Source organism: Sphingobium sp. TCM1 (assembly GCF_001650725.1).
In the GTDB taxonomy this organism is placed as follows: Bacteria; Pseudomonadota; Alphaproteobacteria; order Sphingomonadales; family Sphingomonadaceae; genus Sphingobium.
This window is the reverse complement of record NZ_LXVX01000039.1, coordinates 545234-555109: the sequence shown is the minus strand read 5'-3', so window position 1 is coordinate 555109 and position 9876 is coordinate 545234. Positions and strand designations below refer to the sequence as shown.

General features: G+C 65.1%; 10 protein-coding genes and 1 pseudogene. 3 read left to right on the top strand and 8 right to left on the bottom strand.

The window, feature by feature from the left end; translation table 11 throughout:
- The 8 genes and pseudogenes from A7Q26_RS23275 to A7Q26_RS23240 form a co-directional block, all read right to left on the bottom strand.
- Window positions 1-259 (bottom strand): annotated as a pseudogene (locus tag A7Q26_RS23275) (5-dehydro-4-deoxy-D-glucuronate isomerase); the annotation flags it as partial.
- A 99-nt stretch (window positions 260-358) separates the two neighbouring features.
- Entirely contained in the window at window positions 359-973 is a 615-nt protein-coding gene (locus A7Q26_RS23270; protein WP_066865187.1) for a LutC/YkgG family protein, read from the bottom strand.
- Window positions 970-2364, bottom strand: a complete 1395-nt coding sequence (locus A7Q26_RS23265) for a lactate utilization protein B (protein WP_066865184.1) — start codon at window positions 2362-2364, stop codon at window positions 970-972. The genes A7Q26_RS23270 and A7Q26_RS23265 overlap by 4 nt, the downstream gene beginning before the upstream one ends.
- Window positions 2361-3116 (bottom strand): (Fe-S)-binding protein, encoded by a 756-nt coding sequence (locus tag A7Q26_RS23260; RefSeq protein WP_066865181.1) that lies wholly within the window; start codon window positions 3114-3116, stop codon window positions 2361-2363. The genes A7Q26_RS23265 and A7Q26_RS23260 overlap by 4 nt, the downstream gene beginning before the upstream one ends.
- A complete protein-coding gene (locus tag A7Q26_RS23255; RefSeq protein ID WP_066865178.1) occupies window positions 3113-4096 on the bottom strand; it encodes an alpha/beta hydrolase in 984 nt (327 codons plus the stop codon). The genes A7Q26_RS23260 and A7Q26_RS23255 overlap by 4 nt, the downstream gene beginning before the upstream one ends.
- The gene (locus A7Q26_RS23250) at window positions 4093-4899 is read right to left on the bottom strand and encodes a rhamnogalacturonan acetylesterase (RefSeq protein ID WP_066865175.1); all 807 of its coding nucleotides are present in this window, start codon (window positions 4897-4899) and stop codon (window positions 4093-4095) included. The genes A7Q26_RS23255 and A7Q26_RS23250 overlap by 4 nt, the downstream gene beginning before the upstream one ends.
- A 107-nt stretch (window positions 4900-5006) precedes the next feature.
- On the bottom strand, window positions 5007-5771 hold the full coding sequence (locus A7Q26_RS23245) for an SDR family NAD(P)-dependent oxidoreductase (RefSeq protein ID WP_066865172.1): 765 nt from the start codon (window positions 5769-5771) through the stop codon (window positions 5007-5009).
- Between the two features lie 77 nt (window positions 5772-5848).
- Window positions 5849-6715 carry an IclR family transcriptional regulator gene (locus A7Q26_RS23240; RefSeq protein WP_066865169.1) on the bottom strand — a complete coding sequence of 289 codons (867 nt, stop codon included), beginning with the start codon at window positions 6713-6715 and terminating at the stop codon, window positions 5849-5851.
- Between the two features lie 190 nt (window positions 6716-6905).
- Between A7Q26_RS23240 and rhmD the strand changes: the two genes are divergently transcribed.
- Genes rhmD through A7Q26_RS23225 form a run of 3 tightly spaced genes read left to right on the top strand, consistent with a single transcriptional unit; the run spans window position 6906 to window position 9715 of the window.
- The gene (gene rhmD / locus A7Q26_RS23235; RefSeq protein ID WP_066865362.1) at window positions 6906-8090 is read left to right on the top strand and encodes an L-rhamnonate dehydratase; all 1185 of its coding nucleotides are present in this window, start codon (window positions 6906-6908) and stop codon (window positions 8088-8090) included.
- Window positions 8091-8111: 21 nt separating this feature from the next.
- The gene (locus A7Q26_RS23230) at window positions 8112-8969 is read left to right on the top strand and encodes a fumarylacetoacetate hydrolase family protein (RefSeq protein WP_066865166.1); all 858 of its coding nucleotides are present in this window, start codon (window positions 8112-8114) and stop codon (window positions 8967-8969) included.
- Entirely contained in the window at window positions 8966-9715 is a 750-nt protein-coding gene (locus A7Q26_RS23225; RefSeq protein ID WP_066865163.1) for an SDR family NAD(P)-dependent oxidoreductase, read from the top strand. Before A7Q26_RS23230 ends, A7Q26_RS23225 begins: the two co-directional genes overlap by 4 nt.
- Window positions 9716-9876: the final 161 nt, after the last annotated feature.

Genomic DNA, 9876 nt, shown 5'->3' with positions numbered 1-9876 from the left:
CGATATTGACGATGCCCGCTTCGCGCCGTTCCAGGAAGGGATGGCCCGCCGCCGAGGCCGGTTCGGTCTGGTCGGGCAGCTTGAGGCTGCCACCGGCCGGCACCGCGCCGCCGATCACGAACCGCTCATTATGGCTGTAGTTGAGGACGACCTTACCCTCGACGAACATGCCACCCACCAGATGGCGGTCGCGCAGGCTCTCATTGTCCACGCACTCCATCATGTCTGGGTGCGTCGCGTGATAGGTCTTCTCGAACACAGGAATCTCCTTTGGGGATTTTTCCTGCTTATAGCGCCCGGCGACGCGAAAGTAAGCCTTTATTCCCGTAATGTGGAATGAAGTTCTACCATGCGGTGATTAATCGCGAAGCAGGATGACATGAAGGAAGCGCGGGCCATGTGCACCGCGGACATAGGTACCCTCGATATCCGTCGTGCCCGATACGCCCGTCACCCAATAATGGGCGCGGGGCTGGGCGCCCGGCAAGGGGCAGTCTTCAAGATAGGCGGCGATATCCTTCACCGCCAGCAGCACGATATGATGCAGGGTCAGGAAATTGGGGAGCATCGGTGATTGCGGTGATGTCTCGAAGACCAGCGAGCCGGTTTCGGCGATCCCCTTGCGCGCGATGGCGAGGGCGGCGGCTTCGTCGGGCGCCGCGGAATCGTGGAGGGTGAAGCCGCTCCAGTCGCACCCCGTCAGCCGCGGATCCGGTGGCAGGTATAGGGCAAGGGATTCGCCCTGCGCGTCGAGATAGCGGGCGATGGCGGCGGGCAGATCGGCGAGGGCGCCGATGACGTCATGGCTGGCATTGACGCTGGGGAGCGCGAGGCGGGCGAGAAATTCGGCCTCCAGCGCCGATTCATCTACGGCCGGACGTTCGGGCGCGATCAGCAGCGTGGCGGCCTCGGCCTCGATCGGGCCGGGTGTGGTGCTCTTCAGGCGGGCGAGGATAGCGTCGCGGGCGCTCATTTGCGGCGCTCCCTTTGATATTGGGCCATGAAGGTCTGCGCGGCAGGCCTGGGCATGTCGCGATATTGGGTCCAGCCGCCCGCGAGCGGCAGCTTGTCGATCCAGCCCTTGCGCCCCAGCAGCCGCATCGCGCGCACGGCGACGCCGGTGCCGAAGCGATAGAGCGCGGGGCGACGGGCGACCCAGGCCCAGACGCCGAGGCCAAAGCGCATCGAGGTCGGCTCCAGCCCCTCGCGCCAGCTTTTTTCGCGCCAGCCCCTGAGCAGGGTGGGGAGCGGGATGCGGACCGGGCAGACTTCCTGACATTTGCCGTTGAGCGTGCAGGCATGGGCGAGGTCGCGATTCTTCGGCAGCCCGTCGAAGACCGGGGTCAGCACCGATCCCATCGGTCCCGGATAGGTGCCGCCATAGGCATGGCCGCCGATCTGGCGGAAGACGACGCAATGATTCATGCAGGCGCCGCAGCGGATGCAGCGGAGCATTTCGGCAAGGCCTTCCTCGCGCATCCTGGTGCGGCCATTGTCGACGAGGACGATGTGCATCTCCTCCGGCCCGTCGCGGTCGCCGGGGCGCCTGGGGCCGGTGTAGAAGGTCGTATATTGGGTGAGCGCCGCGCCGGTGGCGGAACGCGCCAGCATCCGCAGCATGTGGATGGCATGGGGCATGGAGGGCACGATCTTCTCGATCCCCGCCGTCACGATATGGACGCGCGGCGGGACGAGCGAGAGTTCGGCATTGCCTTCATTGGTGACGGTGCAGATAGCGCCGGTGTCCGCGATCAGGAAGTTCGCGCCCGAAATGCCGACATCCGCGCCCAGCATTTCGCCCCGCAATTGACGCCGGGCGCTTTCGGCCATGGCGGCGATGGTCTCTTCCTCATGCGGGCTGCGATGCTTCGCCTTGAAGAGGGCGGAGACCTGCTCGCGGGTCTTGTGCATGGCGGGCCAGATGATGTGCGAGGGGCGCTCGTCGGCGAGCTGGATGATATGTTCGGCCAGGTCGGTTTCGACCCGGCCGATCCCGGCTTCGGCAAGCGCATGGGGCAGGCCGATTTCCTCGCCCAGCATCGATTTGGAGCGGGCGACGGTTTTTGCGTTGGCCCTTTTGCAAAGGTCGATGACGATGCGGCAGGCTTCGTCCGACGTGCTGGCCCAGTGGACCTTCGCGCCCGCAGCGACGGAGTTGGCTTCGAACTTTTCGAGATAATGGCCGAGATGGGCGATCACATGATCCTTGATCGCGGCGGCGCGGATGCGGGCGGCGTCGAAGTCGGGGAAGGCGGCGACGGCGATCCCGCGTTTGGCCTCGGCGGTGCCTGCGGTGCGCTCGACCGCGATCTTGAGGATCGGGTCGGCCAGCGCCGCGTCGGCGCGGTCTGTGAAGCCGCTCATGCTTCTTCCCCGATGGCCGGGCCGTCGCCCATGCCTGCGATCAGTTCGATGGCGTGGTAGGCGCGGACCTTGCTCCCCTTGCGGTTGAGCTTGCCCGCCATGTTCATCAGGCAGCCAAGGTCGCCCGCCAGCAGCAGGTCGGCGCCGGTGGCGTCGATGGCGTCGGCCTTTTCCCCGACGATGGCGTTGGAGATGGCGGGATATTTGACGCAGAAGGTACCGCCGAAGCCGCAGCATGTTTCGTCGCCCGCGAGCGGTGCGAGTTCCAGCCCGTCGATATTCTTGAGCAACCGGCGCGGCTGCGCCTTGATGCCGAGTTCGCGAAGTCCGGAGCAGCTGTCATGATAGGTGGCTTTCGCGTCGACGCTCACGCCCTCGGGTTTCCAGCCGCACACTTCGTCCAGATAGGCCATGACCTCGAACGTTTTCGCCGCCACCGCCTGCGCGCGGGGGAGCCAGGCCGCGTCATGCTCGAATATCTCGGGATAATGGCAGCGGATCGTACCCGCGCAGGAGCCGGACGGTACGACGATCGCCTCATAGGGTTCGAGCGCTTCGATGGTCTGCTTCGCCAGCGCGGCGGCATGGTCGCGGTCGCCGCTGTTGAACGCGGGCTGGCCGCAGCAGGTCTGGCCTTGCGGCACGACCACGTCGCAGCCCGCCGCCTCCAGCGCGCGAATCGCGGCGAAGCCGATGCGCGGGCGCATGACATCGACCAGGCAGGTGACGAAGAGGGCGACGTTGCGTGTCATAATGTGTGGCGTTTCGCGAAGGAGAGGAAGAGGTTGGGCCAGTGCGCCGGCGCGGCCGGTTCGGGGACGAGGCCGAAGCCATGGCCACCATTTTCGAACAGATGGCATTCGGCCGGGATGCCCTTCGCCCGCAGTGCGGCCAGCATGGACAGGCTGTTTTCGGGCGGTACTGCCTTGTCGTCCAGCGCATGGGCGAGGAACACAGGCGGGGTTTCCGCGCTCACATCCTGATCGAGCGAAAGGCCACGCAGCCGTTCGGGCGCGGGATTGGCGCCCAGCAATTGGGTGCGCGATCCGGCATGGGCGAACGGCCCCTGCATCTGGATCACCGGATAGATGTAGGCGGCGAGCGCGGCCTTGATCGGTTCGCGGTCCGCGGCGTCGATCGGCCTGTAGGTCTCCGCAGGCGTCCGGCTGGTCAGCCAGGCGGCGAGATGGCCGCCGGCAGAGAAGCCCATCACCCCGATACGGCTGGCGTCGAACTTCTCCTTCCGTGCGAGTGCGCGGACGAGGCGCAGCGCGCGCTGCGCATCCTGCAAGGGCGCTTCCGGCCCGGCGGCCCAGCCATCGCCGGGCAGGCGGTAGAGCAGGACGAAGCAGACATAGCCCGCCTGCGCGAAACGGCGGGCGAGGCTGTAGCCTTCATGGCCGATGGCGACGCGCAGATAGCCGCCGCCGGGGATGAACAGCATCGCCGCGCCATTGGGTTTCGCGCCAACCGCCTCCGGCCGCAAGATCGTCAGTGTCGGTGTCACGATATGGGCGAAGACGCCGTCGTCGGGGCCGCTGTCAGGGCGGCGCAGCGACTCCACCTCCTGCACATGGACATTCTCGCCGCCCGGCGCCTTGCCGGGCCAGATCGGGAAGCGCTCGAACCCCTGCGGCAGCGGGAAGCTCTGGGCGAATGCGGCGGTCGCGGGCGCCATGGCGGCGGTCACGGCCGCGCCGGTCAACAGGGTGCGTCGATCGATTTGCGTCATTGGCAGCTCGTCTTTCCCAGTGGCGTGATGCGGGCAAGGGCGGGCCGGTCGGCCAGCACCTTCGCGGAGATGGGCAGGTTCAGCGCTTTCAGCCCGCCTGCTACCAGATTGGCGACATTGCGGGCACCCACTTCGCTGAAATGGGTATTGTCGGCGATGCCCTTGGGGAAGCCGGGGGCATGATCCTCCGGCGCGTAATGGAGATAATAGGTCTTGGACGCCGCTTCCCCGGCGCGGTCGACCCAGGCGCGCGACAGCGCTTCCAGATCGATCAGCGGCGTATGTGTGCTGGCGGACAGGTCTCGCATCACGGCGGAATAGTCGGCAAAGTCCGCCTTCGCCTTGCCGTCCGCGCCGAAGCTGCGCCGCGCGACCGGCGTGACCAGCACCGGCGTGCCGCCTGCTGTCCGAACGTCCCAGATGAAGCGCAGCAGATTGTCGCGATAGTCGGTCGCGGCGGGTGCCCAGCGTTCGGGCTTGGCGCGGGTCGCATCATTATGGCCGAACTGGATCAGTACCGTGTCCCCGGGGGTGATTTCGCCGAGCAGCCTCTCCCACCGCCCTTCGCGCAGGAAGCTGCGGGTCGAGCGGCCGCCCATGGCGTGGTTGCTGACCCGGACGTCCGGGGACAGGCCGCAGGACAGCATCTGGCCCCAGCCGGTCTGGGGGTAGCGATCCGCCTTGTAGGCGGAGGCGGTGGAATCGCCCGCGATGAGGATCGTGCTGCCGGGCGGCGTCGCGAAGCCGGGCAGGGGCGCGAGCAGGGCGGCGAGGGTTGCTGCGAGCTTGGGGGCGATCCTCATGCTTTTTCTCTTTCATTCGTCATTCCAGCGAAAACGGGAACGCATCTCTTCACCTTTCGCCTGGGATAGCGGGAGATGGGTCCCCGCCTTCGCGGGGATGACGGTAATTACTGCAGATTCACATACATGCCGCCGTCGACCAGCAGCGCGGCGCCGGTGACATAGGCGGCCATGTCGGACGCGAGGAAGACGATCGGCCCGGCCAGATCCTCCGGCTGTCCCAAGCGGCCGAGCGGCGTGCGGGCTTCCATATACTGGCGCTTCTCGACATCGGCCAGGTCATCCTTGTTGATCTCGGTCAGGATGGTGCCGGGCAGGACGCTGTTGCAGCGGATGCCATGCTTGCCCAAGGCAATAGCCGTCGATTGCATCAGCGAATGCACGCCCGCCTTGGTCGGGGTATAGTGCGTCTGATATTCGCCGCCGACCAGCGCCGAGATGGAGGAGACCGCTACGATCGATCCGCCATGGCCCTGTTTCACCATCTGCTGCGCGGCGGCCTGCACCATATAATAGGCGCCGTGCAGGTTCACCTTGAAGGTGCGCTCCACCACGTCGACCGGCATGTCCAGGAAGGCGTGGAAGGGGCAGATGCCCGCATTGCTGACCATCACGTCGACCTTGCCGAAGGCTTCGACCGCCTTCGCGACAAAGTCCTGAGCGGTCTGCGGGTCGGCGACGTCGCCCTTCACCGCGATGGCCCGCTGGCCGAGCGCCTCGATCTCCGCCACGCAGCTGGCGGCCGGGCCGTCGCTGCTGGCATAGTTGATGACGACATCGGCGCCATGCCTGGCGGCGCCGATGGCCGCGGCGCGGCCGATGCCGGTCGATGCGCCGGTGACGAGGACGGTCTTGCCTTCAAGCAGTTTCATGGGATCGGTTCCTTGGTGTAGCGATTGTGACAGTCCTTCCCTGGCAGGGGAGGATTTGGTTTGCGCGTGGCGCCACCCTAGCGCCGCACCGGGCGGCGGGGCGGCTTGACGCCGGGGGTCCAGCCCAGATCGGCGCTGATCTTCTGCGCGGTGTCGCGGACGTCAGTGCTGAGCGCCTGCATCCGCGCATCGTCCATATATTGAGCGGCGCTCGACAGGCTGATGGCAGCGACGATTGCGCCCGACGCATCGCGGATCGGGGCGGCGACGCATCGGATCTGATCCTCATTCTCCTCCAGGTCGAAGGAACGGCCTTCACCGGCATAGCCGCGCATCCGATCCAGCCAGAGGCCATAGTCGGCCATGTGGGTGCCCGCGGCATATTCGGCGTCAAAGACGCGGCGCCAGGTCGGTTCCGAATCGTCGAGCAGCAGCGCCTTGCCGAGGCCCGTCGATGTCAGCGGATGGCGGTCGCCGATCCGGCTGGAAATATCGACGCGGCGGCGGCCGGGAATCTTGTCGAGATAGAGCGCCTGGTCGCCGTCGAGCCGGCCCAGATGTACCGTATCCTCGCTGGCCGCGGCCAGTTGTTCCAGATGCGGCCGGGCGATCTGCACCACGTCGGCCTGGCTCTGCGCCAGGAAGCCCAGTTGCAGCAGCTTCGGCCCGAGCTGATAGCCCTCGCGCGGGAGGAAGGTCAGGAAGCCGCGCTCCACCAGCGCATTGGCGAGGCGGTGGGTGGTCGACCGGGTCAAGCCCATGCGTTCGGACAGGTCGGCGAGCTTCACCGGCCCGTCAATCACCTGGTCCAGCAGGTCCAGCCCGCGTTGCAGGGTCTGCGATCCCGATGCCTTGGCTCCCTCGGCTTTCTCCGGCGCCGTCGCCATATCCTCTCGCTCTCCCGCTTCCGGACCCAATTCAGGGTTTGACGAAATTTGTCTCATCTACTAATACTCTATCCCACAAAATGAGAAAAACAAGGGTGAAGGAGGGGCCGACATGATTCTTCTCGATCGCGCCAGACCCTCATACTCGCCCGGCATCATGCGAGTTTGACCATATATTGGAAGTAGTTGCCGCTGTTTCCCAACATTTGGACAGTGGATAGGCTCAAGGAGTGAGTGCGTGCCGATCGTGACCTTGCCGAAGATCAAACATGTCCGTGCCTTCACCGTGCGCGGGGGCGGTGCTGACTATCATGACCAGGGCGAAGGCCACTGGATCGACGATCACATCGCGACGCCCATGTCGCGCTATCCCGAATATCGCCAGTCGCGGCAGAGCTTCGGCATCAACGTACTCGGCACGCTGGTCGTGGAGATAGAAGCCGAGGACGGGACTGTCGGTTTCGCCGTCACGACCGGCGGCGAACCGGCCGCCTATATCGTGGAAAAGCATCTCGCCCGTTTCCTCGAAGGGCGTTCGCCGACCGACTATGAGAAGATCTGGGACCAGATGTATTTCTCGACCCAATATTATGGGCGCAAGGGTCTGGTCGTGAACGCGATTTCGGGGGTCGACCTGGCGCTGTGGGATCTGCTCGGCAAGTTGCGGCAGGAGCCGGTCTATCATCTGCTCGGCGGCGCGGTGCGCGACGAACTGCAATTCTACGCCACCGGGGCGCGGCCGGACAAGGCCAAGGAATTCGGCTTCATCGGCGGCAAGATGCCGCTGCATCACGGCCCGGCCGAAGGGATCGAGGGGCTGAAGAAGAACATCGCCGAACTGGCCGACATGCGGTCCAAGGTCGGCGACGATTTCTGGCTGATGTGGGATTGCTGGATGGCGCTCGACGTCGACTATGCGACGCGCCTTGCCATTGCCGCGCATGACCTTGGTCTCAAATGGATCGAGGAAGCGATCAGCCCGGACGATTATTGGGGCTACCAGCAATTGAAGCGCAACGTGCCCAAGGGGATGCTGGTGACGACCGGCGAGCATGAGGCGACCCGCTGGGGCTTCCGGATGCTCATGGAAATGGACTGCTGCGACATCATCCAGCCCGACGTCGGCTGGTGCGGCGGCGTAACCGAACTGCTCAAGATCAGTGCGTTGGCCGATGCCCATGGCAAGATGGTCGTGCCGCACGGATCGTCGGTTTATTCCTATCATTTCGTCATCACCCGGCACAATTCGCCCTTCGCCGAATTCCTGATGATGCATCCGGGACCGACGGAGGTGGTGCCGATGTTCCACCCGCAGCTGATCGGCGAGCCGGTGCCGGAAAATGGCCGGCTGAAGGTCAGCGCGCTCGATGCGCCGGGCTTCGGCGTCGAGTTGAACCGCGATATCGCGATGCACCGTCCCTACACCCATTGATCTGCAAGAGAGTATAAACCCATGAAATTCGTTCGTTTCGGCCAGCGTGGCCAGGAAAAGCCCGGCGTCATCGACAGCGAGGGCCAGATTCGCGACCTGTCGGCGGTCGTCCCTGAACTGACCGTCGCCACCCTCGCCAAGGCGAAGGGCGCGGACGTGGATTCACTGCCGGTCGTGGAAGGCCAGCCGCGCTATGGCGTTCCGGTCAAGGGGATCGGCAAGATCGTCGCCATCGGCCTCAATTATGAGGATCATGCGATCGAATCCAACCTGCCGATCCCGACCGAGCCGATGATGTTCATGAAGGCGCTGTCGTCGCTCAACGGCCCGAATGACGAAGTCGTCCTGCCGAAGAATTCGACGCATGGCGACTGGGAAGTCGAACTGGGCGTCATCATCGGCGAAACCTGCCGCTTCGTGAGCGAGGAAGAGGCGCTGTCGAAGGTCGCGGGCTATACCCTCGTCAACGACGTGTCGGAACGCTTCAACCAGAAGCAGCGCGGCACCCAGTGGAGCAAGGGCAAGGGCCATGACACCTTCTGCCCGGTTGGCCCCTGGCTGGTGACGCCCGACGAAGTGGGCGACCCGCAGGATCTCGACATGTATCTGGACGTCAACGGCCAGCGGATGCAGACCGGCAACACGAAGACGATGATCTTCAACGTCGCCCAGCTCATTTCCTATGTCAGCGAATATATCACCCTGTATCCGGGCGACCTGATGATCACTGGCACCCCTCCGGGCGTGGGCGAGGGCAAGAAGCCGACCGCCATCTACCTCAAGGCCGGTGACGTCATGGAGCTGGGTATCGAGAAGCTGGGCACGCAGAAGCAGCAGGTGTCCGAATGGCGTCATCTGGGCGATGAGGTGCTGGGATGAGCGTTTACGCCGGACGGTTCGCGGGCCGTAACGCGATCATCACCGGCGGTGCGTCGGGCCTGGGCAAGCAGGTCGCCGCGCGCATCGTTGCGGAAGGCGGTAAGGTGGCGCTGTGGGATCTCAATCCCGAAGCGCTGGCCGCCACGAAGGACGAAGTGGGCGCGATCCATGTGGTCGCCCTCGACGTCAGCGATTACGCGGCCGTCGCCGCCGCTGCCAAGGAAACCGCCGCAGCGCTGGGCAAGGTCGATATCCTCATCTGCTCGGCCGGCATCACTGGCGCCACCGCGACGGTATGGGACTATCCGGTCGATAGCTTCCAGCGGGTGATCGACATCAACCTCAATGGCCTCTTCTACTGCAACCGGGAGGTCGTGCCCTTCCTGCTCGAAAATGGCTATGGGCGGATCGTCAACCTCGCCTCGGTCGCGGGCAAGGAAGGCAATCCCAATGCCAGCGCCTATTCGGCGAGCAAGGCGGGCGTGATCGGCTTCACCAAGAGCCTGGGCAAGGAACTGGCCGGCAAGGGCGTGATCGCCAACGCGCTGACTCCGGCGACCTTCGAAAGCCCGATCCTGGCCCAGCTGCCGCAGAGCCAGGTCGACTATATGCGCTCGAAAATCCCGATGGGCCGGCTCGGCCAGGTCGAGGAATCGGCGGCGATGGTGTGCTTCATGGCCAGCGAGGAATGCAGCTTCACGACGGCGTCCACCTTCGACACGTCGGGCGGCCGGACCACCTTCTAAATCCAAAAGTCGCGCGGCGCGACCGGCCAGCCAAAGAGCCGGCGCGCCGCCTGTTTTCCGGGGATGATGCCGTTGACCATCGCCTGTGACCGTCGCGCCTTGCTGACCGGCCTTGCCGGAACGGCCTGCGCGTTCGGGCTGGAGCGCGTCGCTGCGGCCCG

Bases quoted from the DNA above. Each gene is read 5' to 3' on its own strand.
- A7Q26_RS23270 (WP_066865187.1), bottom strand. From the start codon at position 973: ATGAGCGCCCGCGACGCTATCCTCGCCCGCCTGAAGAGCACCACACCC.
- A7Q26_RS23265 (WP_066865184.1), bottom strand. From the start codon at position 2,364: ATGAGCGGCTTCACAGACCGCGCCGACGCGGCGCTGGCCGACCCGATC.
- A7Q26_RS23260 (WP_066865181.1), bottom strand. From the start codon at position 3,116: ATGACACGCAACGTCGCCCTCTTCGTCACCTGCCTGGTCGATGTCATG.
- A7Q26_RS23255 (WP_066865178.1), bottom strand. From the start codon at position 4,096: ATGACGCAAATCGATCGACGCACCCTGTTGACCGGCGCGGCCGTGACC.
- A7Q26_RS23250 (WP_066865175.1), bottom strand. From the start codon at position 4,899: ATGAGGATCGCCCCCAAGCTCGCAGCAACCCTCGCCGCCCTGCTCGCG.
- A7Q26_RS23245 (WP_066865172.1), bottom strand. From the start codon at position 5,771: ATGAAACTGCTTGAAGGCAAGACCGTCCTCGTCACCGGCGCATCGACC.
- A7Q26_RS23240 (WP_066865169.1), bottom strand. From the start codon at position 6,715: ATGAGACAAATTTCGTCAAACCCTGAATTGGGTCCGGAAGCGGGAGAG.
- A7Q26_RS23230 (WP_066865166.1), top strand. From the start codon at position 8,112: ATGAAATTCGTTCGTTTCGGCCAGCGTGGCCAGGAAAAGCCCGGCGTC.
- A7Q26_RS23225 (WP_066865163.1), top strand. From the start codon at position 8,966: ATGAGCGTTTACGCCGGACGGTTCGCGGGCCGTAACGCGATCATCACC.